Genomic DNA, 26,728 nt, shown 5'->3' on the forward strand with positions numbered 1-26,728 from the left:
CCGGGACGTCTCCGCCGGGAAATCGTCATCCTCGCGCCCGGTGTCAGACCCCCGGGCGTACGGCGGTGAGGAAGCCGCTCCTCCAGTAGCCCTTGAGGCTGTCGACCCGGACCACCGCTCCGCTGTGCGGGGCGTTGATCACCTTCTTGTGCCCGATGTACATGCCCACGTGGCCGCCGCCGCTGGTGAAGACGAGGTCGCCAGGCTTGAGGTGTGCCAGGGAGACCTTCTTCTTGACGGCGTTGAGCATCGACCACGTCGTACGCGGGAGCTTGATCCCGGCCTTGCGCCAGGCGAACTGGACCAGCCCGGAGCAGTCGAACGCCCGCGGGCCTGTGGCGCCCCACACGTAGGGATCGCCGAGCTGCTTCTTCGCCACCTTGATGGCGCGCTTGGCCTTCTCCTGCTGCAGAGCGGACTTGCTGAGCTTCTTGTCCGCGGCGGCGTTCGGGGTGGCCTCAGCAGTGGTGGCCGCCGTGGTCGCCGTCGTGGTCGCCGCGGCGGTGTCCGGGGTGGCTCCCGTCGCGGGGGGCTGCGGCGGGATGAGCGTCGAGGCGGGCTGTGGTGCCGTGACCGTCCCCGGCGCGGCGGCCGCGGGCAGCGCGCCGAAGGCCGCTACCGACGCGGTCAGCGCGACGCCACCGATCGTGACGCGGGCGATGCGGGACAGAGTGGCGGGGTTGGTAGACAGGGGGTCTCTCCTAGAGTCTTCCGCTTGCGCCTACCGGGTTAGCTGACGGATTCGGGCAGGGAAGTCGCCCTACGGCGCTCGGCGCGCCGATTCACCCCGGACCTTCGTACGAAGGTCGACTGGTTCCCCGGCTCCGTGCCTCCTTGCTGCACGGATTCGGCGTCACCGGCGCCATCGGGGGGCGGAGAGGACATGGCGGCGGTGACTGTGGATTTTCGTTTTCAAGCACGGCGGAGCCGGTTCGCGACGGCGGCGTCATGGGGTACGCCGCCGTCGCAGGGCAAGGAAACTACCAAGCTCCCCTATATTGGGGCAAAGGGCACATAAAGGGTAAGAAGCCCATAAAAAGGATCAAGCCCGCATAGCTGCAGGTCAGGGCCTCGCGCTCGGGGAAAACGTGGTGCTCGTCACACCTGCGCGAGGGCCGGTGGGAAGCCCTCGGCGTCGTGAAGATCACCGCGACGTCGCGCGGGCTGTTCGACTCCGGAGACCCACCGGCGTGCATCGCGGAAGAACGCCGGGCGCCCGGGGCGCGCTCGAGAACGAGCGCCGGCGGTGTCCGCGGACGAGCCGGTCAGCGCGTACGCCAGAACGTGCCGTTGGCCGAGGGGTCGTCGGGGTCGCCCTGCGGCACGGTGAAACCCGCACCCCACAGTGCCGCCGTCCCCGGCCTGCGCGCGATCGAGAACAGGACGGCGTCGGTGCCCGCCTTCCGCGGGAGGGGGACGCTCCTCCACGCCGAGCCCGTCACATGCCACAGAGTGGGGTTCCAGTTGCCCTGCACGACCCACATGCCGCCCTTGCCGTCGGGCTCCACCTCCGTGTACGGCTGCGCGTTGGCGCTGCCGACCGAGGTGGCCCACGACGTGCCGTTCCAGCGCATCACCAGAGTGCGGTTGTAGGTGACGTCGTCACCCTCGTCGTTCGCGCCCTCCCAGGTGACGCCGCCGACGGCCCACACGTTCCCCGGGCTCACGACGGCGATGTCGTCGAGGAACGCGACGGCGTCGGGAGCGGGCAGCTTGATCGCGGGTGTGGGCACCAGCGCCCAGGACTTCCCGTTCCACCGCATGACAGCGGGACGGTCGCCCTTGGTCCCCGCCGCCCAGACGTCGCGGGCCTTGTACACGTCGACGGCGGCGGCGTGGGCCGGCAGACGGACGCTCCTCCACGAGGACCCGTTCCAGTGCCTGGCCGAGGCCGAGGACCCGGCCACCGCCCAGACGTCCTTCGCGCCCGTCGCGTCGGCGTCCGTCGCCGAGAACGCGCCGCCCAGCGAGAAAGCGGTCCACGCGCGGCCGTTCCACCGGGCGGCCTTCCCCTGGCCGAAGACCCACACGTTCCTGTTCGAGGTGGCCGTCACGGCCTTCAGTTCGTACGACGGGGTGCCGGGGACCACCTGCCACGCCCGGCCGTCGTACCACTGGACCAGGCCCCGCTGCTTCCCGTTCGCGACCCGGTGACCGGCCGCCCACACCGACCCGTCGCCCAGGACCGTCACGTCGTCGAGGACGTCGTCACCGGGCAGGGTGTTCACCCTGGCCAGCCGCCACGCGGCGGTCTCCCCGGCCCGGCCGCCCTCGTGGGTCACGCCGGAGGCCGTCACGGCAGGCGCGCACGCCAGCGCGAGCGCCGTCATCCCCGAGACGAACACGGTACGCACAACGCCTCCCCTTCCGTCATGAGGATGACGTCCGGGGGAGAGGATCAGTTCACTCCGTCACCCGGACGATTTGCTCGTTTTCTCCGTCCACGGCTCGTACGTGCTGTCTCCCGGGAGCACCCAGACCCGCGCGTCTGGCCTGGTGATCGTCCGCAGCAACGTCGCCTTGCCGGTCGTCTTCGAGACCCGGTAGATCGCCACGCCGGTCTTGGTCTTCGACCGGACGACCACGCGCCCCGCCTGGTCGAAGTCGAGGTTGTCGATGTACTGCCCGCGCGGCAGCCGCACGGTCACTGTGCCGCCGGCACGGCCGGTACGCAGGTCGAGCATGCGCATCTTCCGGTACTTCGGCCAGGTGCCGACAGGCACCGCCGCCGTGCGGTAGTCGTTCGCGAGCGCCATCGGCGACAGCCGCGTCTTCAACCGCGACCGGGCACGCAGCCCGCGGTCGAACACCGTCACCCGGTCCCCTTCCAGCAGCAGCCGCTTGCTGTCGGGGCTGAATCCCGCGAAGCTCCACATGTCCGTCCCGCCGGGCTTGGACAAGGTCTTGCCTTTCCGCAGGTCCACGAAGACCCCCGTCCCGGGCGCCGAGGTCGTCGTGATCACGTAGCTGCCGTCGTCCGACACCAACGGCCATTCCTCGTCGATGGCGTACGCCTGGATCGCCCGCGACACCACTCTTTCCTTGCCGTCGAGGGTGCGTTCGACGAACAGCTCATCCGACTTGCGGAAGTAGAAGAAATGCCGGCCGTCCCCGCTGATCAGGAAGGGTGCCTGCGCGCCGGGGTTGACCGCGTCGGCGGGTGCCACGGCGAGCGCTTCCGGCACCTTCACCACGTCTCCGTTGGCGAGCACCAGTTCCCAGGTCCGCGTTAACTGCGCGTACGCGATCGTGACCGGCGTGGCGGCCGCTGCGGGCCGTGCGGCTGCCGGTGCGGCGGCTGCCGGTGCGGCGGCCAGGGGCGCGGCGGTCAGTGGTACGGCGGTCAGGAGCAGTGCTCCGAGGGTCATGCGCAATGTCATGCTTTGTGAGATGCCGGAAATCCGGGAAATGTTGTGGGCCTATTACGAGGCCGGTGTTCGGTAGTCCCTGATCGTGATCGCGGTCGCGGCCCTGCGGATCGGCTCGGTGATCCGCTCGATCATGCGGTTCCTCCCCGGCAGATGCGGCATCAGCCGCAACATCAACATCTGGAACCGGATCTGTGCCGCCGACTTCAGCACCATGCCCTTGAGGTTGTTCGCGGCGAGCTTCTGGTTCTCCTCGACGAAGTGCCGCATCTCGCGCTCGTAGGCGGCGAATCCCGCGGCGTGGTCTCCCGCCGCCTCGGCGAGGCAGCCCGCGAGAACGTAGGCGCCCACCAGGGCCAGGCTGGTGCCCTGGCCGGACGCGGGCGAGGCCGCGTAGGCGGCGTCGCCCACGAGTGCCACCCGGCCCGACGACCAGCGGTCCATGCGCACCTGGCTGATCGAATCCAGGTAGAAGTCCGGCGCGTCCTCCATGGCGTCGAGAAGACGCGGGACCTCCCAGCCCTGACCGGAGAAGGCGTCGGCGAGCAGCTTCTTCTGCCGGGCGACGTCTCGCCGGTCGTAGGCGAGCGGCGGCGAGGAGAAGAGGAACATCGCCTTGGCGTCGTCGCCGCCCCCGGTGCTGTACATCCCCGCGCTCCTGCCCGGAGCGGGGTGCATCATCTCGGTGCGGTCCAGGTGGAGGTGGTTGGGCACCGTGAAGATCGAGATGTGGTGCCCGAGATCGTGGACGAACCGGGACTCCTCGCCGAAGGCCAGCGCGCGCACGTTCGAGTGCAGGCCGTCGGCACCCACCACCAGGTCGAACGTACGCGGAGGGCCGCTCGCGAAGGTGACGCGCACCCCTTCGAGAGTCTCGTGCAGGGCGGTGATGGAGTCGTCGAAGACGTACTCGACGTCGTCTCCGGCCGCCGCGTACAGCAGCCCGGCGAGGTCGCCGCGCATGATTTCGACGTCGTCACCCTCGCGGCCGCCGAACAACCGGGCGTCCATCGTGCCCACCTGCCTGCCGCGCGCGTCGACGAAGCGCGCGATCCGCATGTCCGTGCTGTGCCGTCGCACCTCGTCCAGCAGTCCCATGCGGCCGACGACGTCGAGTGCCGCTCCGCGAATGTCGATCTTGTAGCCGCCGTCCCGCAGTGAGGGCGAGCGCTCCACGACGGTCACCGCGAACCCGTGCCCGCGCAGCCAGAAAGCCAGGGTCAGCCCGGCGACGCTCCCGCCGGAGATCAGGATGTTTCTCATGCCAGGAACTGTACAAATGTCTCACTCATCTGTCTAGCACAAATGTCCAAGACGCTTGTCTCGATGGCGGGCTAAGCTCTGGCCATGGGAAACCGGGAAGATCTGCTCGCGGGAGCCAAGCGCTGCCTGGTGGAGAAGGGATATTCCGGCACCACCGCGCGGGACATCGCGGGGGCCGCCGGCACGAGCCTCGCCGCCATCGGCTATCACTTCAGGTCGACGAAGGCCCTGCTCAACGCGGCCCTCATCGAGGCGATGGAGGAGTGGGGAAAGGAGATCGAGCGGACTCTCGCCGCCGACACGTCACTGTCCGGCACTCCCGCTCAGCGGTTCGTGACGACCTGGACACGGATCATCGAGTCCTTCGTCAGGCTGAGACCGCTCTGGGCCATCCAGTTCGAGCTCATCGCCCAGATGGACCGCCTTCCGGAACTGCGCGAGGCGTTCGCGACCGCCAACCGGCAGGCGAGGCTGGGACTGGCGGCGATCTTCGAGCGACTGGATCCGGGCGCGGACGAGCGGAAGGCGATGGCTGTCGGCTCCTTCTACCAGGCACTGCTCGGCGGGATGGCGGCCCAGTGGCTCGTCGATCCGGATCAGGCCCCGTCAGCGGACGATCTTCTCGAAGCGCTGCGCACGATCGGTGCGGGGCTCGGGACGGAATGACACGTGGACGCCGGGCTCGGGGCCGGCTGAGAGCCCGGGGCGGTCCCGGCAGGCGGCGTTCCACGAAATCCGGTCACGATGTCCGGCGGTTTCTGCCGCTACGGCGGCCGTCCCGGCCGCGCTAGGATCCGGCGACGCCGCTGATCGAGTGGGCGTCGGAGGAGGAGTACGGGGTGCGCCGACTCACCGGAGCCCGTACGGCCGGGCTGGTCGCCGGGGGACTGGCCGCCCTTTCCGCGGTCATGGTGGTGGCCGCCGCCGCGAGCCGCTACGCGATACCCGCCGAGTTCCGGGTGCGGCCCGCGGTGCTGACGGGTGACGACGTGGTGGGCATCGCCTATCCGGTCATCGGCGCGTTGCTGGTCGTGCGGCGGCCCAGGCTCCGTGTCGGGTGGTTGATGGTCCTGGGCGGTCTGGCGATCGCCGTGCTGGGGCCCTCGCAGGCGGCCTACGAGTGGCTCGGCTACCACGGCGACCTGCGGGCCCAGTACTACCCCCTGATAGTCAACAACGCCGTCGGCGCCCTCGGGATGCTCGCGGTGGACCAACTGCTGCCGCTGCTGTATCCGGACGGGCGGCTCCCGTCGCGGCGCTGGCGTCCCGTCGCCGTCGCGGTGAGCGCCGTCACGCTGATCCAGTCCGTGGCGTTCGTCTGCCGCGTCGTCCCCGCGGACTCACCGCGCGGGCCGAATCCCCTGGCGGTGGCCTGGATCGCTCCACTGCACGAATGGTTGCGCGACCTGCCGTTCAACTTCTTCTATCCGATCGAAGCGGTGTGCCTGCTGTCGCTCGTCGTCAGGTTCCTGACCGGCGACACCGTGCGGCGGCGGCAGATCGGCTGGCTGCTGTACGCCACCGCCGCCAACCTGATCGTCGAGGTGTGGTGGCACCAGTCGCCGCTGTCGCTCGTCACCAGCGCCGCCGTGCCCGTCGCGATCGCCGTCGCGGTCACGCACTACCGGCTGTACGACATCGACACGCTGGTCAGCAGGACCGTGGTCGTCACCGGAGTTCTGGCGTCGGTCACCGCGATCTACTTCGGCGTCGGGGTGTTGTGGGGGGTCTTCGTCTCGGAGTACGGGCAGATCCAGGGACTGGTGGCGGCGCTGTTCGCGGGGGCGTTCATCCAGCCGCTGCGGCGCCGGCTGCGGCGGCTGCTCGACCGTGTCTTCTACGGCCCCGTCGGGGATCCCGAGGCGCTCAAGCAGCGGCTCACCCGCGAGGTGCACGCCGCCGACCCGGTCACCGCGCTCGCCTCCGTCGCCGCCGCGGTACGTCAGGGCCTGGCGGTCCGGGGTGTGGCCGTCGAGGTGTACGACGGGCGGCCGCGCTACGTCGAGAGCGGCTGTGTCGACGCCGCGCGCGTGGTGCCGCTGGTGTGGCACGGCGAGGACGTCGGCCGGCTGCTGATCGGCGCACCCGGCCCGCGCCGCTTCCCCGCCGCCCACAACGACCGGTTGATCAGTGCGGTGACGCCGTACGTCGCCGACATCGCCCATGCCGTACGGCTCTCCGCGGATCTGCAGCGTTCGCGCGAGCGGATCCTGAGCGCCCGGGAGGAGGAGCGCCGCAGGCTCCGCCGCGACCTGCACGACGGTCTAGGCCAGGCGCTCGCCGCCATGGCGATGACGATCACCATGGCCCGGCGGACGCTGCGGACGTCACCGCAGCAGGCCGAGCGGATCCTGCTCGACCTGCGTACGGCCATGGACGGAGTGGCCGGCGAGATCCGCGAACTCGTCTACGGCCTGCGTCCGCCCGTGCTCGACCAGCTGGCCCTGGAGGGAGCCGTCCGTGCGCTCGCCGCCGAGGCGATGGGGGGCGGCGCGGGCTCGGACACCCCACCCGGCCCGCGAGCGGCCCGGGTGAGCGGGAGCGACGGCGCGATAACCGATCGAGCCACCGCGGTCGCCGTGGCGGACGGGGACGAGAGGGGCCGGGCCGGTGGTCATGCCCCGCGGATCACGGTGTCGGTGAGCGGGGATCTGACGGATCTTCCCGCCGCCGCGGAGGTGGCGGTCTACCGGATCGTCCAGGAGGCGCTGACCAACGTGCTCCGGCACGCGAACGCCACGACCGTGTCCGTGACGCTGCACAACGGCGCGGGGACGCTGACCCTGCGGGTGCGTGACGACGGCGTCGGGCTGCCGGAGTCGCCGCGCGGCGGGGTGGGCCTGGCCTCGATGCGGGAGCGCGCCGCCGAGGTGGGCGGCTTCTGCCTGATCTCCTCCCCGCCCGGCGGCGGCGCCCTCATCGAGGTCTCCCTCCCCGTGCGGACCGCCTCCACCATCCGCTGACCGTCGCAGCGCATATCGTCACGCTCAGTGGGGAGTATTTGGTATGGCTGTAACTATGATCTTCTTGCACCGCACGCTCCGAGTCACCACGCTTTCCCTTCTGGTCCTCCCCATCACCGCTGTCGCGCTCGCCCCGCAGGCCGCGGCCGACGCCGGGGCGCCGGCCCGCCGCATGCTGGCCCAGCTGAAGGTCGCCAAGCCGCTGTCGATCCGCGGGTACAGCCATCGGCGGTTCCAGCCGCGCTGGGCGCATCACAAGGGGGAGTGCGACGCGAGGGAGGCGGTTCTCGCCCGCGACGGGCGGGGCGTGCGCAGGAACGCGGCGTGCCAGGCCGTGAAGGGCGTCTGGCACAGCCCGTACGACGGCAAGGTGCTGAAGAGCGTGAAACAGACCGACGTCGACCACGTCGTCCCCTTGGCGTACGCCTGGCGCTCCGGCGCCAAGCGATGGAGCCAGGCGAAACGGCGCGCGTTCGCCAACGACCTCACCCGTCCCGAGCTGGTCGTGGTGAGCCACTCCGTCAACATGGCCAAGGGAGGCCAGGGACCGCAGAGCTGGCGTCCGCCGCGCCGCCGCTACTGGTGCCGCTACGCGACCTCGTGGATCACGGTGAAGCATCACTACCGGCTCTTCGTCACCCGGAAGGAGAAGGTGGCCCTGCTCAACATGCTCCGCACCTGCGGACGATGAGCGGGCCCGCGCGGCCGGCGGGCGGGCTCAGCCGCTGCTCGCGCCGCGGGCCTGCTGGATGACCTTGTGGAGGGCCGCCGCCGCCGGGCCGCCGCGTTCGGCCAGCTGGTCGATGCGCTGCTTGTGCGCGCGCCGTTTCGCCCGCGGGAGGACCGTGCCGAGTTCCGCCGCGGCGGCCAGCCCGACGAGGGCCGCCTCGCGGTCACCGACCCGGGACGCCGGCCCGGTGATGGCGTCGGCGAACCGTGCCGCGAGGCGCTTCACCACCCGCGTGTCGCGTACGCGGACGGCGCTCCTGTTGAAGATCAGGAACGGCTGGCGCAGCTCCACCCTGACCCAGCGGCCCGCCTCCAGCTCGTCCCGGACCGCCCGGACCGTGGCCCGGCCGTCCTTGCCGATCCAGTGCCGCCACGGCCGGGGTCCCGTCTCGGCAAGCTGGCGGAGCAGGTCGTCGAGGACCGGGTCGCCGAGCCGGTCCTCCGACACCACGCGCACCTTGCCGTCGTCGTCGGCGATCCGGCCCATGAGCAGCAGATCGGTGAGCGCGGCCGCGCGCAGCAGGTAGGGGAAGCGGTAGTTCGTCACCACCCGCTCCTTGCGGGGGTCGTAGGCCAGTAGATAGAGCTGGGCCGTCAGGGAACCGGGGACGTTCATTGGACTGCCCTCCTCTCAGTCGTCGGGCGGGTCGGCGGCGGGGGCTTCCGGAGGCGGCGTCTGCTTCTTGGCGGGCCTGCCGCGCCGGGGGATGCGACCGGCGCCGCCCGGGAGCCGCCCCGCCTCCGACAGCGCCCGGCGCAGCAGGAACTCGATCTGGGCGTTGGTGCTGCGCAGTTCGTCGCCGGCCCAGCGGGCCAGCGCGTCGTGCACCGCGGGGTCCAGCCGCAGCAGGATGCTCTTTCTTTCGGTCGCCACGGTCTAGTGGTACAGGGAGCCGGTGTTCACCACGGGCTGCACGTCGCGGTCGCCGCACAGGACGACGAGCAGGTTGCTGACCATGGTGGCCTTGCGCTCCTCGTCGAGCTCGATCACGTCGTGCTCGTCGAGGCGGGCCAGGGCGGCCTCGACCATGCCGACCGCGCCCTCCACGATCCGCTGACGGGCCGCGACGACCGCTCCGGCCTGCTGACGGCGCAGCATCGCCTGCGCGATCTCGGGAGCGTACGCCAGCCGGGTGATGCGCGACTCGATGACCTTGACTCCGGCCGAGGCCACCCGCGCCTGGATCTCGACCGACAGGCGGCCCGTGATCTCGTCCGCGTTCTGGCGCAGGGACAGCATGTCGTCGTGCCCGTCGTACGGGTAGCTGCCGGCGATGTGACGGACCGCGGTCTCGGTCTGGAAGGCGACGAACTCCACGAAGTCGTCGACCTCGAAGACGGCCTTCGCCGTGTCCTCGACCTGCCACACGACCACGGCGGCCATCTCGATCGGGTTGCCGTCGGCGTCGTTGACCTTGGCGATGTCGGTCTCGTGGTTGCGGATCCGGGTGGACACGCGGCGCTTCTGGGTGAAGGGAGCCACGAACCGGAGGCCGGGCGTGCGGACCGTGCCCACGTAGCGGCCGAGCAGCTGGATCACGCGCGCCTCACCGGGGGCGACCGCGGTGAGCCCGGTGAAGACGACGAGGGCCGCCAGGAGGAGCAGCACCCCGGCGGCGATCAGCATGGCTCCCAGGGCGCCGCTGCCGCCGGCCGCGAGGACGGCTCCGACCGGGACCAGCGCGAACGCGCTCAGCAGGCCCACCAGGGCCAGGATCAGCATGGGCCATCCCGCGGCTGCTCGCGCCGCCCGCTCGTGGGTCTGGGGGGCCGGCATGTCGACGGCGATCTGCAGGTCTGTCATGTCTTCTCCTCGATGTCTAGCATGACACTAGCAAAGTGATATCACTTTTCGCCAGACCCGAGGAGCCCGGGAACTCGGGACTCAGGCCGTTCCCGCCACGGTGACGACGACCTTGCCGGCGGGGTGGCCTTCCATGAGGTGCCGGATCGCGTCGGGCGCGGCGGGGAGGGGATAGGCGCGGTCTACCGCCGGGACGACGGCGCCGGACTCGATGAGCCGGGTCAGCTCCTCCAGGTGCTCGGCGCGCTCGCGGGAGAACATCGGGCGCAGCCGCTGCCCCCTGAACATCGACCCCGTGAACAACGACAGCAGCGGCGCCCGGAACGTGCGTCCCATGCCACCGGTGAAGCGGTACGCGGTGTGCCCGCCGCCGACGATCACCAGCGTGCCGCGCGGGGTCAGGGCACGCCGCAGCAGGGACAGCGGCCGGTTGCCCGCGGTGTCGACGACGACGTCGTAGCGTGCGCCGTCGCGGTCGATCTCCTCGCGGGTGTAGTCGATGACGTCGTCGGCCCCGAGCGACCGCACGAAGTCCGCCTTCGCCGCCGCGCACACACCGGTGACGCTCGCGCCGAGCGCCTTGGTGATCTGCACGGCGAACGACCCCACGCCTCCCGACGCGCCGATCACCAGCACCCGCTGCCCCGGGCGCACGCCGGCGACGTCGCGTACGGCCTGCAGCGCCGTCATGCCGGAGACCGGCACCGCGGCGGCCTGTTCGAACGTGAGGTTGGCCGGCTTCGGCGCGAGGCGGGCCTGCGGCGCCCTCGCGTACTCGGCGAGCGAACCGTTGGGGCAGGTGCCGTACACCTCCTGCCCGGGCCGGAAGCGGGTGACGTTGGCGCCGACGGCCGTCACCACCCCGGCGACGTCGCGGCCCCGGACGGGAACCTTGGGGCGGCGCAGCCCGAATCCCCCACGCGCGAGGTACGGCGTGCCGGTCATCAGGACCCACACCCCGGGATCCACGGCGGCCGCGCGGACCTCGACGAGCACCTCGTCGTCGCCGATCGAGGGGCGGTCGACGTCACGCAGTTCGAGCACGTCGGCCGGGCCGTACGTGTCCTGGACGATGGCCTTCATTTCGTCTCCTCTGGGAGGTCGGGATACTGGAACACGTCGTCGAGCGGGGCGTTGAACACCCGGGCGATCCGGAAGGCCATCTCCAGGGACGGCGAGTACCGGCCCTGCTCGATGGCGATGACGGTCTGTCTGGTCACGCCGATGCGTTCGGCGAGTTCGGCCTGGGTCATCTCGTCGTGGGCGAATCGCAGCACGCGGATGCGGTTCGTCACGCGTGTGGGCTTCACCACTCCGGAACGCTCCTGCGATAGAGAACGATCTTGGTGATGCCGCCGAGGATCGCCGACAGGACGAAGAAGAGGTAGATCACGTTGGCGATCCAGAACCGGTCCCACTCCGCCATGGCCATGAGCATCGCCGCGATCGCCCCGATGACCACGAACGCCTGACCGGTGTAGTCGCCCAGCCGCCCGATCTCCCTGTCGCGGGCGTCGATGACGCGCGAGGCCCCCGGGTTGACGATCGCCATCCCGATCTCGGCCAGGATCGACGCGCCGATCGCCCCGCCGATCGTCCACAGCATGGCGGCGGCGTACGGCACGTCGGGTAACGGGCCTCCGCCCGCCCGCCTGAGGATGGCGACGACGTACGCCGCGTAGGCGATCACGGCGACGACCAGCCGGATCCAGGCGCGCTTCTCCTCGTGGGTCATGATCGATTCCCTTCGGGTGTACAGAATCTTTGACACCCTCAAGGTAATCCGTCTTTGACTTGATGTACAGAAGTTTTTACATCGAATCCGTTGGCGGAGCCGGGCCTGCCGAGCGGGGAGAACATGCGTCCGCGGGCGCGGGTCAGGCGTCGGCGGGCACCTGCTCGGCGCCGACGACCTTGAGGAACCGCAGGGACTCGTAGGCCGGGGACCCGGGCTCGGCGGTGAAGATGACCACCTGCTGCTCCTGGTCGGGCACGGTGAGCACGTCGAAGTCCAGCTCGATCGGCCCGACGCGCGGGTGCCGCACGGTCTGGTGGAGGTGACGGTCGATGTGGAACCGCTGGGAGTTCCACAGCCGGGCGAAGTCCTCGCTCCCCGCCAGCAGTTCCTCGATCAGGCTCTTCAGCTCGCGGCTGTCCGGATAGCGGGTCACGGCGACGCGCAGGTAGCCGACCGCCGTGACGGCGAACCGTTCCGGGCTGCCCATGCCGAAGTGCCGCCGCTCCGGGTCGGGATGCAGGAAGTAGCGCCGGATGACGTTGCGCTCCTGGCCGGCCAGGGTGGAGAAGTCCTCGAACAGGGCCGCCGCCAGCGGATTCCAGGCCAGCACGCGGCACATGTCGTCCACGACGATCGCGGCGGCGTCGGTCAGCCGGTTGACCAGGCTCAGTGTGCTCGGGCGCACCTCGCTCGCGGGCTCCGCGGACCGGCTCTCCTCCCGCTCCCCGGCCAGGCGGAACAGGTGGGCGCGTTCCTGGTCCGACAGGCGCAGGGCGCGGGCGATGCCGTCGAGCACCCGCCGCGACGGGTGACGGCCCCGCGCCTGTTCCAGCCGTGTGTAGTGGTCCACCGAGATGTACGCGAGCTGGGCGACCTCCTCGCGCCGCAGTCCGGGGGTGCGGCGGCGGCGTCCCAGGGGCAGGCCGACGTCGGCGGGGTCGATGCTCTCCCGCTTGCTCCGGAGGAACCGCGCCAGGCCATGCTTGTCCATGTTTGTGACCGTACGCCGGGCATCGGGTGCGCGGACCCCCTCAGCCACGGACTCTTGGTCCCTGGCTGTGCGGGACGCCGGGGGCGACGGTGGGGTTGGCAGCGACCGGCGGCGAACACGGACGCGCCGCGGTCACCCGACCTCATGGAAGGCACACGATCATGCGGATCTTCGTCACCGGTGCGAGCGGCTACGTCGGCGCAGTCGTGGCCGAGCACCTCGTCAGGGCCGGCCACGAAGTGGTCGCCCTGGCCCGCTCGGACGAGGCGCGCGAGCGGGTCGAAGGGCTGGGCGCCAAGGCGGTGCTCGCGAGCCTGCGGGACCTCGACGTCCTGCGCGGCGCCGCCGCGGCGGCCGAGGCCGTGGTCCACACCGCCGTTGACTACGCCGATCCGGACATGGGCGATATCGAGCGCGACACCCTCGCGGCGCTGCTGGACGGCCTCAACGACGGCGGCGCGTTCGTCTACACCAGCACGGGACTGGTCTACCCGGACCGGCAGGGCGCGACCGTGGACGAGGACCACCCCGTCACCCCCGAGACGTCGGCGCAGCCGTACAAGGTCCTCGGCGAGCGGCAGGTCCTGGCGGCCGGCCACGTGGCGGGCACGGTGATCCGGGCGGCGCTGGTCTACGGGCGCGGCGGATCGGGCCTGCTCCAGGGGCTCATCGGCGCCGGCAGGCAGAACGGGATGGTGCCCTACATCGGCGACGGCGCCAACGAGTGGTCGTCGGTGCACGTCGACGACCTCGCGGAGTTGTACGTCGCCGCGCTGGAGCGCCGCGAGCCCCAGGTGGTCGGCAACGGGGTCGTCGTCAACGCCGCGTCGGCCGAGCGGACCCCGATCCGGCGGATCGCCGAGGCGGTCGCCGGCCTGACCGGCGCCCAGGCCGTGTCGCTGACGATGGAGCAGGCGGTCGCCGCGATGGGGCCGGCCATCGCCGCGCTCACCCGTTCGTCGCCGATGGACGCCTCGCGGGCCCGGCGGCTGTTCGGGTGGGCCCCGGAGCGGCCCGGGCTGATCGAGGAGCTGACGACCGGCTCCTACACGCGGTCCTGATCAACGCCCCCGCCGCGTACGCAGCGCGCGCCGTACGCGCGGGCCGTGCCTGCGCCACCAGGCCCGCGCCCAGAGCACCTGGAACGCGACCGCGGACAGCAGCACCGCCGCGGCGTCCAGCCCGGCGAGCGGGTCCGCGGGGGCGGCCAGCACGCCCACGGCCCGGCCGAGCAGCGTCAGCGTCGCCGGCGCCGTCACCGCGAACGCCACACCCAGGCAGGCCGCGGTGCCCACGACCAGCAGCACCGCGTACGTACGCAGGGCGCGCCGCTCCCGGCGCGGCAGCCCGGCGAGCGGGTCGGGGGAGGGACGGCGGAGCAGCCGCAGCGCCAGATGGCGGACGTAGGCGGAGGCGTCGCCGTACATGTCGCGGCACCCGCTCAGGTCCTGCAGCAGGAAGTAGACGTCGGTGCGCATGAACACGAGGAACTGCGTGGCCAGCATGCCGAGCGAGGTCAGCGCGACCAGCGAAAGCGCGGGCTGGCGACCCACGACGGCGGTCAGGAGGAGCGCGGCCGAACAGGCCGAGGCGTCGGTCGCCATCCCGGCGAGGTAGACCGTCAGGCGGACGCGCCGCCCGGCCAGCCAGACGCCGGAGACCTCGGTCTGGACGGCCAGGAACTGCAGCCGGGTGCCGAGCCGGATCCTGCCCGGCACCCCGGCGGCCCTGGCGGCCGACAGGTGGGCCAACTCGTGCAGGAAGATCAGCGCCCAGCCGACCACGATCTGCGACGCGAGCACGAGCGTGCCGCGCTCGCTCCACAGCAGGTCGCGCCAGCCGGGCAGCGTCTCCCGCCGTACGACCGCCGTCGCGATCCCGGCGGCGATCAGGCCGGCGACCAGCAGGTGGAGCAGCGGGTGCAGCGTCCACCGCACGTGCCGGGGACGCAACCGGGGAAAGGTCGGCGGCCCGGCGGAGGCGGCCGGGGCGCCGGGCTTCTCCACGAAGCCCAGCGTGCCCAGGGCGCGGACGAAGTCGCCGACGTCGAGATCCACGCCCGTCTCGGCGCGCAGCCGCCGTTCCGTCTCCTCGACCGTGGCGCCCGCCGACAGCAGCTCGATGGCCCGCATTCCCTCGTACGGCACGGCGACGAACTCGTCCCCGTCCGGGCGGCCGACGATCCACTGCGAACCGTCCCGCCGGAACGCCAGCTCGCGCAGCCGGACCACGGTGGCCTCTCGCAACGCGGGCCTCCAGGTGCGGGGTCAGGGGCGGATGGTCCCGGTGTCGTGGGAGTAGCCGGGCAGGAGGGCGCGTGTCCTGTCGGAGATCACGGGCGGTGGCAGCGGGGCGACCTCCCGCTCGACGTACGCCCGCACGTCCTCACCACGGCCGTAGAGCTCCTTGATCGCGGTCAGGCAGGGGCCGACGAGGCCGGGGTCGGTGATCCGCCGGGCGCCCACGTGGGCGCCGATCTCGTCGTACAGCACCTCGTAGAGCAGCGTGGGGCCGAGCACGACGATCTCGGGCAGCGGCGCGTGGTGCTCCAGCTCCCGCACGGCGTCCGCGTGCAGCACCCGGGGACGCTCGCCCGCCGTCGCCCGTACGGCGAGGACGTGCAGCTCCCACTGGAGATAGGGGGTGAGCGGCGTCTCCACGATGCGGACCCGGCGGGCCTGGGGCCGGGTCCGGTAGTAGCCGACGAGGAACTCCCGCAGTTCCTCCAGCATGGCGAGCGACCCGTCCCAGTCGCCGGCCATCATCGCCCGCCAGCTCGCCACGTCGGGTTCGAAGAACTCCTGGGCGCGTTCGAGCTTCCACACCCCGTCGGGGGCCCGCTCGAACTCCTCGGTGAACTCGGCCTGGTACGCGTCCGCGGGCAGGACCCGCGCCTCGGCCTGCCGTACGTCGTCGAAGATGGTCCCGGCGTGTGCCACCCTTCCCTCCCTGGGCACTCCCTGGTGCTGGCTCTCGTCGGCCGAGGCGTGCGGACGGCCCCGCGGCACCCCCGCACGCCTCGGGCGGTGCTTCGTCAGTTGCCGACGCTGTTGCTGCTGGTCGTGGTCTCGATCTTGTCGAGCAGCCGGATGGTGATCTTCGTCTTGGCCGGCGAGGCGGTCTCCTCGACGGGTTCGGTCTCGTGCTCGTTCGTGTTCATCCGGTTCCTCTCTCTGGAGGGGACATGGATGTTCTCGCGAGAACGCGTTCATGATTCGCCTTTGACTGGGGGCAGTCAAGGATTTCTCTATTCATTCAACCGGCATCGATTTCGGTCCTCGGCCGGAATGAATTGTGTTTCGGCCCGCCGGCCGGGGCCCGCGTGCCGCACACCGGGCAGCCGGGGCGCGGCGGATGCCTGACCCACACGTGGTGGTCCGCGGCGATCAGGTTGACGCCCTGGATGGTGCCGGCCGGCGGCACGGGCACCCCGGTCAGCAGCCCGAGCAGGGCGTGGGCGACGAGCTGGCCGGACACGCCCGCCGAGGTGGCGATCACGCCCGGCCCGCCGAGGTTCACCGGCGTGCCGGGGCGGCGCCGCGCCTCCTCGCCGCTGCTCAGGCACTCGTAGCAGGCGCCCGCTCCCGGCGCGAAACACCCCACGGTGACGAGTGGGCCGTTGTATCCGCCGCCGGCCCAGGGGATGTTCGCGGCGGCGCAGGCGCGGTTGGCCCACACCCGGATGCCGTGCCCGGTGGGCCGGTCCGCGCACAGGGCGAGCGCGTCGTAGCCCGCGATCAGGTCGTCCAGTTGCCGCCTGCTGCCGATGTGGCGGCGCTCGCCCGTGACCCGGATGTCGGAGTTGACGGTCCGCAGCCGCGCGACGGCCGCCTCCGCCTTCGGGCGCCCTATGTCGTCTTCGCCGAAGAGGACCTGGCGGTTGAGGTTGGACAGCTCGACCACGTCGGGGTCCACACAGTGGATCGTGCCGACGCCGACGGCGGCGAGCGCCCACGCCGCGTGGCTGCCGGTGCCGCCCAGGCCGAGCACCACGACCCGCGCGGACTTCAGCCGCAGCTGGGTCTCCCAGCCGTCGCCGCGCGGCGCGACGTCGACGGCGCGGAAGAACGCGTGGTTCCTGCTGTAGCGGTCGAGCTCGCGCTCGCTCAGCCCGGCGGGCGGCCCGGCCGCGGCGTCCTCCACGTATCGGGTGGCGACCAGTTGCTCGACGATCGACGCGGCGTCCGGCACCTCCGGATGGGACAGGCGCAGCCGCTCGGCGATCTCGTCGCGGGACCGGGTGCCGTCCATCAGCGTGAGGGCCGTCCACACCCAGCCGTACGGGTCCGCGATTTCGGCGGCGATCCCGTAAATCTCACCGCCGATGCGAATGGTGCCGTCGTCGTACCGGTGAGGCCGGTGCTCGAATTTCACGCGGGGCAGTCGCACGTGACGACGTTTAGTGGGCGATAACTAGGTGAGTCAACACCGATTTTCGCGTTGCGGAAAAAGGGGTCGGCCGTAAAACGTTCCCGCATCGCCGGCGTCGCATCGTCGTGTGCTCGCCACCGGATCCGTCACCGACTCTGTCACTGAATCAGCCATGCCGGCCGACCGTGGTGATGAGTTGTCGCGCCCGCACCCGTCACACCTACGACGGGACACGACGAGGCGGGAGGATGACGCGATGAGTGCGGACACGCGGCTGGAGGAGCTGGGCGTGAGCGGTCTGGGCGTGAGCGGTCTGGGCGAGGTCGGCGAGCCGGTGTTCTCGGGGCTGGCGGAGCGGCACCGGCGGGAGCTGCACGTGCACTGCTACCGGATGCTCGGGTCGTTCGAGGACGCCGAGGACACCGTGCAGGAGACGTTCCTCCGTGCCTGGCGGCGGCGGGAGACCTTCGAGGGGAGGTCGACGTTCCGGGCCTGGCTGTACCGGATCGCCACCAACGCCTGCCTGGACCTGCTCGCCAAGTGCCGCCCGGAGCCCGCGACCGGCGGCGAGGTGCCGTGGCTGCAGCCCTACCCGGACCGGCTGCTCGACGAGCTGCCCGCGGGCGACGCGGACGAGCCGGAGACCGTCGCCGTCGCGCGGGAGACGATCGAGCTGGCGTACCTGGTCGCGGTCCAGCACCTCGCGCCGCGCCCGCGGGCCGTGCTGATCCTGCGGGACGTGCTCGGCTGGCGGGCGAAGGACGTCGCGGAGCTCCTCGGGGACTCCGTCAACTCCGTGAACAGCGCACTGCAGCGGGCCCGCGCCGGCATGCGGGAGCACCTGCCCACCGAGCGGCAGGACTGGACCGGCGGCGAGGAGGACGCCGGGACGCGCGAGCTGGTGCGCCGCTACACCGACGCCAGCGTGGCCACGGACGTCGGCGGGCTCGCCGCACTGCTGCGGGACGACGTCCGCTGCTCGATGCCGCCCACGCCGGGCCTGTGTGTCGGCCGCGACGCGGTGGTGAACGACTGGATCGAGAGCGGCTTCGAGGGCATGAAGCACCTGCGCGCCGTCCCCACCTCGGTGAACCGGCAGCCCGCCGTCGCCTTCTACCAGTGGCGCAAGCGGGAGGGCGCGTACCTGCCGCTGACGATCGACGTCCTGCGCGTCACCGGCGGGGCGATCACCGAGATCGTCACGTTCCACGACGACCGGTTCCCGCGGCTCGGGCTGCCGGAGCGCCTGCCTGCGGACGGCACCGAGTAGGCCCGGTGCGGACGCAGTAGGCCCGGTGCGGACGCGGAGTAGGCCCGGTGCGGACGCTCGCGCTGCGAGGTGGCGCGCGTGTCGCGGCACCGGCCTCGTCGCCACGCTCGGGGCGATGGCGGCCACCACCCTCGCGGCCGCGCTCGCCCCGCCGGGCGATTCCTGTGGACGGCCCTGTCGCGGCTGAGGCCTGGCACCTACGCGTGCCGGAGGGCATGGATCGTCACCGCTGGGCATACGTTGGTGACGATGAACGATCAGCCTGCTGTGATCTCACCGCCGCGCCGCCGGGTGCTGGTCGCCGTGCTCGCCGCCGTGGTCGTCCCGCTGACGGGCTGCGGCGGCTCGGCGGGGGAGGCCGCCTCGGTCGCCCCGCGCGAGCGCCTGTCCCCGCCCGCGCCGGCGTCCTCCGCGAGCCCGGCGCCGGAGCCGTCCGTAGGGGACCTGCCCGCCCCGGACGAGGCGGTGCCGAAGGACCCCGCGCGGCTGGCCGAGGCCCTCACCCGTACGGCCGGACGACTGCGCGACGCGATCGACGACTGGAGGCGTACGGGCGACCCCGCGAAGGGGGAGGCGCCCGAGCCCGTGGTCCTGCTGTCCCTGTACGAGCAACGCGTGTACCGCTACCTCGCCCGCAATCCCCAGGTCGCCTCCCGCGCCTACGGGAAACTGCCCAAGGCGGTGGCCGCGCGGACGAAGGACAACGTGACGGCCATCCGCGACCTGCTCTCCCTCGCCCACCCCGTCAGCGGCCCGATCAAGATCAAGGTCAGACCGGCGGAACCGGCCGACGCCCTGCTCGCGGCCTTCCGGCGCGCCGAGCGCCGGTTCGGCGTCGAGTGGGAGGTGCTGGCGGCGGTGATGCTCGTCGAGACCAAGTTCGGCCGGGTGCGCTCGCCGAGCTACGTGGGCGCCAGGGGGCCGATGCAGTTCATGCCGGGCACCTGGAAGGCGTACGGCATGGGCGGCGACATCGACGACACCGGCGACGCCCTGTTCGCCGCGGCCAACTACCTCCACGCCTCGGGTGCGCCCGGCGACTACCGGCGCGCGTTGTACGCCTACAACCACTCCCAGGCGTACGTGGACGCCGTCCTGCTGCATGCCCGCCAGATGAAGCAGGACATCAGGAACTACTACGCCTACTACACCTGGCAGGTCTACGTGATCACCACGAAGGGGGAGCGCCGCCTGACCGGCCCTGACCGCAGGTGATGCCGCGGGAGGGACGGTCCTCGGGGAATCGTCCGTAACCAATGCCGCTTTCCGTGCGACTCATCCTTGGGGGATCGATCGCGTACGGGAGGCGGGTTGTGCGTCGGGTGACGAGTGGTGCGGGGACGAAGCCGGTCGGGATCCTCGCTGTGGTGCCGCTCGTCGTGGCGGCGCTCGGCCTGCTGATTCCGGGCTCGGGGCCGGCGCTCGCGGACGGGGCGGCGTGCGGGTTCGGGCCTCCCCGCTCGGCCTGGGTGGAGACGTCCGTGACCATCGCGGAACGCGGCCACGACACTCCCGTGCTGACAAGCACGACGCGGGTCGGCGTCCCCCGTGACTGGGCGGGGTCCGCCGCTCTGCTCGGCGACGGGAGCGGCGACGGGAGCACGGTCGCCTGCCTGCTGCCGGACGGCGGCACGCCGAGCGTCACGACGTCGGCCGACGGCGCCGAGGTGGTGGTCCAGAGCACGCGGGAGACCCGCCTGGAGCACTACGGCCCCCGTTGGAGCGGGGAGTCCGCCGGGCTGTGGGCGAGCCGCGAGTCCGGCGGGACCTGGTTCGTCGCGCTGCTGCCCTCGACCGCGGGCGCGCCGCCGACCGTGGACCTGCCGCCCGGGCTGGCCGGCGCGCGCTGGCGGACCGTGGTCGTCAGGATGCCGGAGTCCCGGGTGCGCACGGTGACGCCTCTGCCGTCGCAGGTGCTCCCCGGCGGCACCTACGTCTGGCGGGACGCCGCCACCCCGCCGCGCGTCGAGGTCGCCGTGCCGTTGTCCGCGCGGGCGACGTTCCAGCGCTGGGTGGACCTGCGGGGGCAGAACGTGCTCACGGTCGCGACCTACCTGGGCTTCGCGCTGCCGTACCTGCTGCTGGCCTGGCTGCTCGTGCTGCTCCACCGGCGATCGAGCGACCGGCGATCGGGCGACCGGGGCTCGGGCGACCGGGGCTCGGGCGACCGGGGCGAGCGCGCCCTCGTCAGGCTCGTCCTCGGCACCCTGGCGGCGATCACCACGGTGGAGGCGATCACGGTCGTCCTCGTGCTCACCGAGGCGGGCTTCCTGGCCCACCTGATCGGCCTGACGGACGGGGCGGCGGTCGCCATCCTGGTGGCGCCGCTCTGCGCGGCCGCGTGGCGGACGGCACGCACGCGGATCCGGCGCGCCGGCACAGCGCCCACCCGTTCGGGACCCACCCGTTCGGCGCCCACCCGTTCGGCGCCCACCCGTTCGGCGCCCACCCGTTCGGGGCTCACCGCGTTCGCCGCAGTGGTGCTCGGGGGAGTGGTGCTCGTCGCCGTCTGCGCCTACGCGCCCCTGTCCATGCGGTACTTCCCCAGCCCGGGGGAGCCCGCGGTGGTCGCGTCGGGCGTCGCGACGGCGCTGCTGCTCACCGCGGCGGCGTGGGCGGTCGCGGTCCGGGCCGCCCGGATCCCGGGCGGACGGACGCCCCGGGCCGTCCGCGTGCTGCTGCGCTGGAGTGTCCCGGGACTGGCGCTGCTGACCCTGGCGTTCGAGGCCCACGCGGTCGTCGTGCGCATGGGAAGCCTGGCGGACGTGGTCGAATCGCCCTTCCTCCTGCTGCGAAGCGTCGCGTACCTGATGTGGCCGCTGGTGGTGCTCCTGCTTCTCCTGCTGCTGCGCCTGCACGGGCGGCGTACGGAGACCGTCGGGCCGCTCACCACATGGCTCGTCGTCTTCCTGTTCGTCGTGGGCACGATCAGGTGGCCCGGCACGTACGCGGGGATGCCCGTCCCGCTCGCCGCGCTCGTCGGCCTGGCGGTGCTGCCCCTGCTGCTGCGGCTGACGCGACGGGCCGAGGCCGCGGACCCGGGCGTGTCGCGGCGACGGCTGGCGATGATCGTCGAGGAGTACCGGGACCTGGAGGCGCGGGAGAAGGGCCTGCGGCGGCGCTGGGCCGCGGGCGACATGGACGACGACGCCTACCACAGGGAGAACGGGCCGGTCGTCGACCGCATCCGCGGGCTCCGGATGGAGATCGGCCTCGATCCCGACAGGGAGGACGGGATCAGCCCGCTCGACCTGGCGCTGTCGCGCGGCCCGGGCGTGTCGTGGTGGGCCAACGCGCGGCTCGCCGCGAGGTACGCGTCCTACGTGGGGGCGCCCGCCGCCGTGTTCCTCATCTGGGCCACCTGGAGCACCGACAGCCGGGGGCGCGACGGCTGGCTCGACCGGCTCGGCGACCCGAACGGGTTCTACGGCCTGGCCGGCGACCTGATCGGCGGGCTGCTGATCTGGCCGGTGGCGGGCTTCGTGCTGGGCGCGCTGTGGCGTCGTCTGCCCGGCAGACGCGGCTACCTCAAGGGCGTCGTGCCGGTCCTCGCGTACGCCGCGGCGACGGGCGCGCACGCCGTGCTGAACAACGTCATCGGTCAGGCCCCCGTGCGCGGCTCGCTCGTGCGGGTGCTGCTGCTGTTCCTGGTGCTCACCGTCGTCGCCGTCCTCATGGACGCGCGGACCCTGCAGACCCGCCCGGGTGGTCTCGCGTCGCGGCTCACCCCCGTGGCCGTCGTCTACCGGCTCGGTACGGCGGGCAGCGGGGTCGCGCTCATCGTCGCGCAGGCGGCGGCCATCCTCGGCCTGTGGAGCCAGCTGAGGAACGGCATCGACATCACTTCACAGGTGGACACCTCCACCCAGGCGTCGCTCCCCGCCGACGCGCAGCTGCTCCAGGGACGTGCGGGCGATTAGCCGCCGATGCCGACGGAAACCGCGAGGGAAGGGCGGCTCCGGCGCCCGGCGCCGGAGCCGCGGCACGTCCTCAGAGCGCGGGGTAGGCGTTGTTCACCAGCATCACGAACTGCTCGTGGTGCCAGTCGCCGATCAGCGGCGCGTTGGGCAGAGCGCCGGTGGGCCGGAAACCGTCCGTACCGGGGGTGAGGGAGCCGTTGGGGTCGCATCGGTAGTCGATCAGCCGGTCCGAGCCCTCGGGCAGGAGCGGCCCGCCGACCCCGTCCGACTCGCCCGGCCGCTTGATCCACAGGTAGGCGTCGACGCCGGGAGCGGGCGCCGCGACCGGCCGGGTCCCCAGCCCCGCGCCGTTCTGGTTGCACTCCGCGCCCCGCGACGGACGCCGGTCGACGCGGCTCTGGTCCACGTACGTGTTGACGTCGCCGGAGGTGCTCGCGGCCGTGGGCCGGGCGGGCCCGCCCCAGCCGTTGCGGGAGGTGTCGACGACCACGCCGAGCGAGCCGGGGAAGCCCTTGGCGATCAGGGCGGCGCGCATCGCGACGGCGTAGCTCCGTTCGTTCAGGTAGGGGTTCCAGTCGATGAACCTGCTCTGGATGATCGGCTGGCCGCTCACGGTCTGATAGGGGTCGGTGAGGAACGGCTCGTCGAGGGGGATGTAGTCCCCGACGTTCGTGGCGATGCCGTCGAGGCCGTTGAGGCCGCGTGCCGTGCCGCGCACGGTCTCGGTGACGAGGGACGCGAGCGCCGTGAAGTTCGTCTCCCAGCCGGCCCATCCCGCGCTGCCCGCGTCCAGATACGTGTAGACGTTGGGCAGGGGCGCCAGCTTGTCGAGGGCGTACCGGATGCCCATCACGTAGACGCCCGACCCCGCCGCCTGCTCGCACGGGTAGGTGTCCACCGCGCCACCCACGATGAGGTCGATCAGGGCCCGCGGTTCGACGACGGCCGCGACGCGCAGGTTCCGGTACTCGGGCTTGGCCAGGAGGGCGGCGATGGCGTCGACGTACTCGGTCTTGTAGCGGTTGAGGCCGTTCTGCTGCTCGTGCAGCTCGGCGTCGGAGACCCGCGACCGGCAGTCGCGGTCCGGCAGGTTGTGGAGCACGAGCGTGAGGTATCCGGCCCGCTGCTCGACGGCGGTGTCGAGGTGGTCCTTCAGCGTACGGGCGACCCCGGAGCCGCCGGTGACGTCCGCGATCCGGTCCAGCCAGACCGCGGTGGTGGTCGTCTTCAGGCCGCGAATCCTCTGCGCGGTCGCGTCGTCCACCCGCACGGCGGAGGACTCGACGTCGGCCGCCCAGCCCGGGTCGACGTACCCCTTGACGCCGACGAACGGGTTGTCCACCGGCACGTCCGGGCTCGGGCTCGGCGACGGGCTCGGCGAGGTGCCCGCCACCTGGCAGGGCACGCCGTTGACGGCGAAGTCCGTGGGCGGCGGGTTGCTCCCGGTCCAGGTGCCGTTGAAGCCGATCTGGAAGGAGCCGCCCGAGGCGACGGGCCGGTTCCACGACTCGCTCTTGGCCGTGACCCGGGCGCCGGACTGGCTCCACTGGGCCGACCAGCCCTGCGTGACCCGCTGGGAGCCCGGGAAGGTGAAGGTCAGGGTCCAGTCCGTGAGCGGATCACCGCTGTTCTTCACGGAGACGGCGGCCGTGAAGCCGCCCGAACCCGTTCCCCACTGGGTGCTCGTGTAGGTCACCTGGCACGTGACCGCGGCGTCGGCGGACGTCGTGCCCAGGACCGGTCCCGCCACGGCCGGCGCCGCGGCGGGGACGACCGCCGCGACGACCGTCAGGATCCTGCGGACGAAACGATGGTGGCCGAAGGGCATAGGCGATCGTCTCCAGGGGCGTGGTGACAGGTTCCGGCATCCGGCGCCCGTTGCCGGTTCACGCAGGGGCGCCGACGCTCCCAGACTCGGCAATCGCCCGGCTCGTGTACACGAATCGCCGAAGTGGAAATGTCCCTTTCCATGGCAGAAATGCGGGAACCGTATGGCACCTCGCGAAACGTCGTACGAGATGCGCGGGGCGGCGCCTGAATGCGGTGAAATATTCAGAGCCGCCGGCCGGGCCGGTCCACGATGCCGGAGGCGAGCAGGGCGGTCGCCCACACCGACCCCGCTCGGAACGCGGGCGTGGAATCACCCTCGACGTACTCGTCGCGCACCCACACCATGCGGCTGCCGAGGTAGCGGTAGGTGCGGGGATCGAGGATGTGGTAGCTCAGGGTGCCCGGATCAGCACCCCAGTCGAAGCGGATCCCCAGGCCGCGCCGTCCGGCCGCGTCCGCGACGTCCTTGTCGACCACGACATGGGGGATCCTCATCAGCGCCCGGAACATCGCGCCCTCCAGCTTCGGCGGCATGACCACGTGCCGTTCGAGGTAGAGGAAGATCACGCGGAAGGCCCGCGCGTCCGGGGGCTCGACGTTCTTCTTCACGCCCTCCTCGACCGGCAGGTCGATCCAGTGCCGGTCGCCGCTGACGTGGGCCAGCAGGTCGTCCGGGTCCGTGGGGAGCCGGCGCAGCTTCGCGTCGTATTGCTGGGGGGACAGGTCGTCGTCGCCGGGATCCGGCGGCACGTCGCTGACGTGCATCCGGCCGTCCTCTCCGTAGCCGGCGGTCTGCTTCCCGTCGTAGCGGATCCAGCCTTCCTGCGTCGTGCCGGAATCGTCGTTGGCCTGCTTGTCCAGCGTCCTGGTGTAGTGCCACTGGTCCGGCCTGGGGACGGCCCGCCGCGGCCGCGACTCGGCGACCTCGGCCGCCTGCCGCAGCACAGTCGCGGAGTCGAGCCGTACGGTCGCCGGCCGCACGACGCCGCCGGGCTCGTGCGGCCGGGTCGCGATCACGACGGACGCGGCGCCGCCGAGGGCCCCGGCGAGCAGCAGCCTGCGGCCGAACCGGGGGAGGTGCCAGGCGCGGACGCGGCGCAGCAGCCGCGCCCTGGCCGGGACCAGCCACTCGGGACCCGGGTCCGGCACCTCGGCGCGCATCTCACGGAGCAGTCGCAGGTCATCCATGGAGAGGCTCCTCACTTGTCGCGCTGGGGTCGTCGCCGCCGAGCGCCGCGCGGGTCTTCGCCCGCGCCCGGTGTAACCGCGATCGCACGGTCCCCACCGGTATGTCCAGGGCCCTGGCGACCTCCTCGTAGGTGAGGTCGGCCCACGCGACCAGCAGCAGCACGTCACGGTCGCCCGCCGACAGCCCGGCCAGCGCCTTCGCCAGGCCGCGCTGCGCGCTCTGCGCGGACACCCGCTGGTTCACGCGGTCGGCGTACGGCTCGGCGACCTCGTCCACCCCCGTCCTCACCAGTGCCCGGTAGAACCGGATCTCGGTACGGCGGTGCCGTCCGATGAGGTTCGCGGCGATGCCGTACAGCCACGGGCGCGCGTCCGGCTGGGCCGGGTCGTAGCGCTCGCGCTTGCGGAAAGCGGCCAGGAACGTGTCGGAGACGACGTCGTCGGCGAGGGACGCGCCCAGGCGGCGGGCGACGTACCGGTGCAGAGCGGAGGCGTGCCGGTCGAACAGGTCCGCGAAGGCCTCGGGGTCGCGCCGGGACCGCTGGATCAGCTCGGCGTCGTCGACGCGATCGGGCGGTGCTTCGGGGATCACGTGGGGGCTCCATCCATCCGGCTACCCGCTTTCACCCGACGAAGGGAAAAGAGTTCGCGGACGGTTGAAAGCCTTTCCCGCGCGAAGGCCGGTTACGGGCGGTCGCTGAAACAGAGGCAGCCGCCGATCTGGGCCGCCATCTCCAACTGGTCGTAGAACAGCCGGTGACTGAGAATCAGCCCTTCCTCCACCGTGGAGAAGCTGCACGAACGTACGAGGATGGGCCGCCCGGTCCCCTCGAGAACGTCCCCGCCGGGGACGAGAAGCGGCCCCTTGTGCGTGCCGCTGATCGTGAACTCCGCCGCCACGGTGTCTCCGAACATGGTCACCGACTGCGGCGTGATCACCATGTTGGGGTACGCCTCCATCCACTGGCCGTAGTAGGAGGCGATCTCCTCCCTGCTCTCGGCGATGCCGTCCGGGGCCACGAGAACGGCCCGCTCGTCGAAGCACTGCGCCAGGGCGTCGAGGTCATGGCGGTTGATGGCCTGTCTCAGCCTGTCCACGGCACGGAGCACTTCGGACATCGGACGTTCCCTTCCCCCGACGAGAGCGGCCGTATGATGCGCCCGCACCGTGACCGGCATGACAGCGTCCGGACATGGGCGGCATTTTCACGATAACTCAGGTCAAATGGCTCTTAGTGGACCGTGTGAGCCGGTGAGGGATTCCTTCCGTGGTCCCTCTACCGGGGTCTGCTG

Annotated in this window: 26 protein-coding genes and 1 riboswitch; of the genes, 7 read left to right on the forward strand and 19 right to left on the reverse strand. The window is 71.9% G+C overall.

All coding sequences use genetic code 11. From position 1 onward, the window contains the following. Nucleotides 1–43: 43 nt before the first annotated feature. The 4 genes from HHX41_RS39740 to HHX41_RS19600 form a co-directional block, all read right to left on the reverse strand. Nucleotides 44–379 (reverse strand): C40 family peptidase, encoded by a 336-nt coding sequence (locus tag HHX41_RS39740; RefSeq protein WP_211591750.1) that lies wholly within the window; start codon nucleotides 377–379, stop codon nucleotides 44–46. 324 nt (nucleotides 380–703) lie between these two features. Then, nucleotides 704–863, reverse strand: a riboswitch (cyclic di-AMP (ydaO/yuaA leader). A gap of 402 nt (nucleotides 864–1,265) precedes the next feature. Further along, nucleotides 1,266–2,354, reverse strand: a complete 1,089-nt coding sequence (locus tag HHX41_RS19590) for a hypothetical protein (RefSeq protein WP_182907135.1) — start codon at nucleotides 2,352–2,354, stop codon at nucleotides 1,266–1,268. 57 nt (nucleotides 2,355–2,411) lie between these two features. After that, entirely contained in the window at nucleotides 2,412–3,368 is a 957-nt protein-coding gene (locus tag HHX41_RS19595; protein ID WP_182907136.1) for a hypothetical protein, read from the reverse strand. A 54-nt stretch (nucleotides 3,369–3,422) separates the two neighbouring features. Beyond that, complete coding sequence (locus HHX41_RS19600) at nucleotides 3,423–4,631, reverse strand: FAD-dependent monooxygenase (protein ID WP_182907137.1); 1,209 nt, start codon at nucleotides 4,629–4,631, stop codon at nucleotides 3,423–3,425. Nucleotides 4,632–4,715: 84 nt separating this feature from the next. Here HHX41_RS19600 and HHX41_RS19605 point away from each other — a divergent pair, with 84 nt between their 5' ends. From HHX41_RS19605 to HHX41_RS19615, 3 genes are all read left to right on the forward strand, one after another. Next, nucleotides 4,716–5,297, forward strand: a complete 582-nt coding sequence (locus tag HHX41_RS19605; protein ID WP_169981118.1) for a TetR/AcrR family transcriptional regulator — start codon at nucleotides 4,716–4,718, stop codon at nucleotides 5,295–5,297. A 173-nt stretch (nucleotides 5,298–5,470) separates the two neighbouring features. Continuing rightward, nucleotides 5,471–7,594, forward strand: a complete 2,124-nt coding sequence (locus HHX41_RS40730; protein WP_310742071.1) for a sensor histidine kinase — start codon at nucleotides 5,471–5,473, stop codon at nucleotides 7,592–7,594. A 55-nt stretch (nucleotides 7,595–7,649) separates the two neighbouring features. Further along, nucleotides 7,650–8,285, forward strand: a complete 636-nt coding sequence (locus HHX41_RS19615; protein ID WP_169981122.1) for an HNH endonuclease family protein — start codon at nucleotides 7,650–7,652, stop codon at nucleotides 8,283–8,285. Nucleotides 8,286–8,312: 27 nt separating this feature from the next. Here HHX41_RS19615 and HHX41_RS19620 read toward each other — a convergent pair whose 3' ends face one another. The 7 genes from HHX41_RS19620 to HHX41_RS19650 form a co-directional block, all read right to left on the reverse strand. Then, nucleotides 8,313–8,939 carry a GPP34 family phosphoprotein gene (locus tag HHX41_RS19620; RefSeq protein ID WP_182907138.1) on the reverse strand — a complete coding sequence of 209 codons (627 nt, stop codon included), beginning with the start codon at nucleotides 8,937–8,939 and terminating at the stop codon, nucleotides 8,313–8,315. Between the two features lie 15 nt (nucleotides 8,940–8,954). Next, nucleotides 8,955–9,197, reverse strand: a complete 243-nt coding sequence (locus HHX41_RS19625) for a hypothetical protein (protein WP_182907139.1) — start codon at nucleotides 9,195–9,197, stop codon at nucleotides 8,955–8,957. A 3-nt stretch (nucleotides 9,198–9,200) separates the two neighbouring features. Then, entirely contained in the window at nucleotides 9,201–10,127 is a 927-nt protein-coding gene (locus tag HHX41_RS19630; protein WP_182907140.1) for an SPFH domain-containing protein, read from the reverse strand. An 81-nt stretch (nucleotides 10,128–10,208) separates the two neighbouring features. Continuing rightward, nucleotides 10,209–11,210 (reverse strand): NAD(P)-dependent alcohol dehydrogenase, encoded by a 1,002-nt coding sequence (locus HHX41_RS19635; protein WP_182907141.1) that lies wholly within the window; start codon nucleotides 11,208–11,210, stop codon nucleotides 10,209–10,211. Continuing rightward, a complete protein-coding gene (locus HHX41_RS19640; RefSeq protein ID WP_182907142.1) occupies nucleotides 11,207–11,440 on the reverse strand; it encodes a helix-turn-helix transcriptional regulator in 234 nt (77 codons plus the stop codon). The genes HHX41_RS19635 and HHX41_RS19640 overlap by 4 nt, the downstream gene beginning before the upstream one ends. Continuing rightward, a complete protein-coding gene (locus tag HHX41_RS19645) occupies nucleotides 11,434–11,862 on the reverse strand; it encodes a hypothetical protein (protein WP_182907143.1) in 429 nt (142 codons plus the stop codon). Before HHX41_RS19645 ends, HHX41_RS19640 begins: the two co-directional genes overlap by 7 nt. A 142-nt stretch (nucleotides 11,863–12,004) precedes the next feature. After that, entirely contained in the window at nucleotides 12,005–12,856 is an 852-nt protein-coding gene (locus HHX41_RS19650; RefSeq protein WP_182907144.1) for a helix-turn-helix transcriptional regulator, read from the reverse strand. 161 nt (nucleotides 12,857–13,017) lie between these two features. Between HHX41_RS19650 and HHX41_RS19655 the strand changes: the two genes are divergently transcribed. Further along, the gene (locus HHX41_RS19655) at nucleotides 13,018–13,917 is read left to right on the forward strand and encodes an NAD-dependent epimerase/dehydratase family protein (protein ID WP_182907145.1); all 900 of its coding nucleotides are present in this window, start codon (nucleotides 13,018–13,020) and stop codon (nucleotides 13,915–13,917) included. Here the strand turns inward: HHX41_RS19655 and HHX41_RS19660 are convergent, their stop codons facing one another. The 4 genes from HHX41_RS19660 to HHX41_RS19670 form a co-directional block, all read right to left on the reverse strand. Continuing rightward, nucleotides 13,918–15,102, reverse strand: a complete 1,185-nt coding sequence (locus tag HHX41_RS19660; protein ID WP_182907146.1) for a hypothetical protein — start codon at nucleotides 15,100–15,102, stop codon at nucleotides 13,918–13,920. A gap of 21 nt (nucleotides 15,103–15,123) precedes the next feature. After that, nucleotides 15,124–15,795 carry a DUF6879 family protein gene (locus tag HHX41_RS19665; protein ID WP_182907147.1) on the reverse strand — a complete coding sequence of 224 codons (672 nt, stop codon included), beginning with the start codon at nucleotides 15,793–15,795 and terminating at the stop codon, nucleotides 15,124–15,126. A gap of 95 nt (nucleotides 15,796–15,890) precedes the next feature. Then, nucleotides 15,891–16,016, reverse strand: a complete 126-nt coding sequence (locus tag HHX41_RS40735) for a hypothetical protein (protein WP_259401129.1) — start codon at nucleotides 16,014–16,016, stop codon at nucleotides 15,891–15,893. A 95-nt stretch (nucleotides 16,017–16,111) separates the two neighbouring features. Continuing rightward, entirely contained in the window at nucleotides 16,112–17,245 is a 1,134-nt protein-coding gene (locus HHX41_RS19670; protein ID WP_211591751.1) for a ThiF family adenylyltransferase, read from the reverse strand. A gap of 238 nt (nucleotides 17,246–17,483) precedes the next feature. On the opposite strand from HHX41_RS19670, the gene HHX41_RS19675 reads away from it, so the two are divergent. From HHX41_RS19675 to HHX41_RS19685, 3 genes are all read left to right on the forward strand, one after another. Continuing rightward, a complete protein-coding gene (locus tag HHX41_RS19675; protein ID WP_182907148.1) occupies nucleotides 17,484–18,497 on the forward strand; it encodes an RNA polymerase subunit sigma-70 in 1,014 nt (337 codons plus the stop codon). Nucleotides 18,498–18,746: 249 nt separating this feature from the next. After that, nucleotides 18,747–19,712 (forward strand): lytic murein transglycosylase, encoded by a 966-nt coding sequence (locus HHX41_RS19680; protein WP_182907149.1) that lies wholly within the window; start codon nucleotides 18,747–18,749, stop codon nucleotides 19,710–19,712. A 152-nt stretch (nucleotides 19,713–19,864) separates the two neighbouring features. Beyond that, nucleotides 19,865–22,417: a DUF6185 family protein gene (locus tag HHX41_RS19685; RefSeq protein WP_182907150.1), complete on the forward strand. Its 2,553-nt coding sequence runs from the start codon at nucleotides 19,865–19,867 to the stop codon at nucleotides 22,415–22,417. Nucleotides 22,418–22,487: 70 nt separating this feature from the next. Here HHX41_RS19685 and HHX41_RS19690 read toward each other — a convergent pair whose 3' ends face one another. From HHX41_RS19690 to HHX41_RS19705, 4 genes are all read right to left on the reverse strand, one after another. Beyond that, nucleotides 22,488–24,245, reverse strand: coding sequence for a glycoside hydrolase family 6 protein (locus HHX41_RS19690; RefSeq protein WP_182907151.1), 1,758 nt, complete (start codon nucleotides 24,243–24,245; stop codon nucleotides 22,488–22,490). 224 nt (nucleotides 24,246–24,469) lie between these two features. Continuing rightward, nucleotides 24,470–25,435 (reverse strand): CU044_5270 family protein, encoded by a 966-nt coding sequence (locus HHX41_RS19695; RefSeq protein ID WP_182907152.1) that lies wholly within the window; start codon nucleotides 25,433–25,435, stop codon nucleotides 24,470–24,472. Then, nucleotides 25,428–26,027, reverse strand: coding sequence for an RNA polymerase sigma factor (locus HHX41_RS19700; protein ID WP_310742072.1), 600 nt, complete (start codon nucleotides 26,025–26,027; stop codon nucleotides 25,428–25,430). Before HHX41_RS19700 ends, HHX41_RS19695 begins: the two co-directional genes overlap by 8 nt. A 92-nt stretch (nucleotides 26,028–26,119) precedes the next feature. Further along, a complete protein-coding gene (locus tag HHX41_RS19705) occupies nucleotides 26,120–26,554 on the reverse strand; it encodes a nuclear transport factor 2 family protein (RefSeq protein ID WP_169981165.1) in 435 nt (144 codons plus the stop codon). Between the last annotated feature and the right edge of the window lie 174 nt (nucleotides 26,555–26,728).

Source organism: Microbispora sp. H13382 (assembly GCF_014161445.1).
Taxonomy (GTDB): domain Bacteria; phylum Actinomycetota; class Actinomycetes; order Streptosporangiales; family Streptosporangiaceae; genus Microbispora.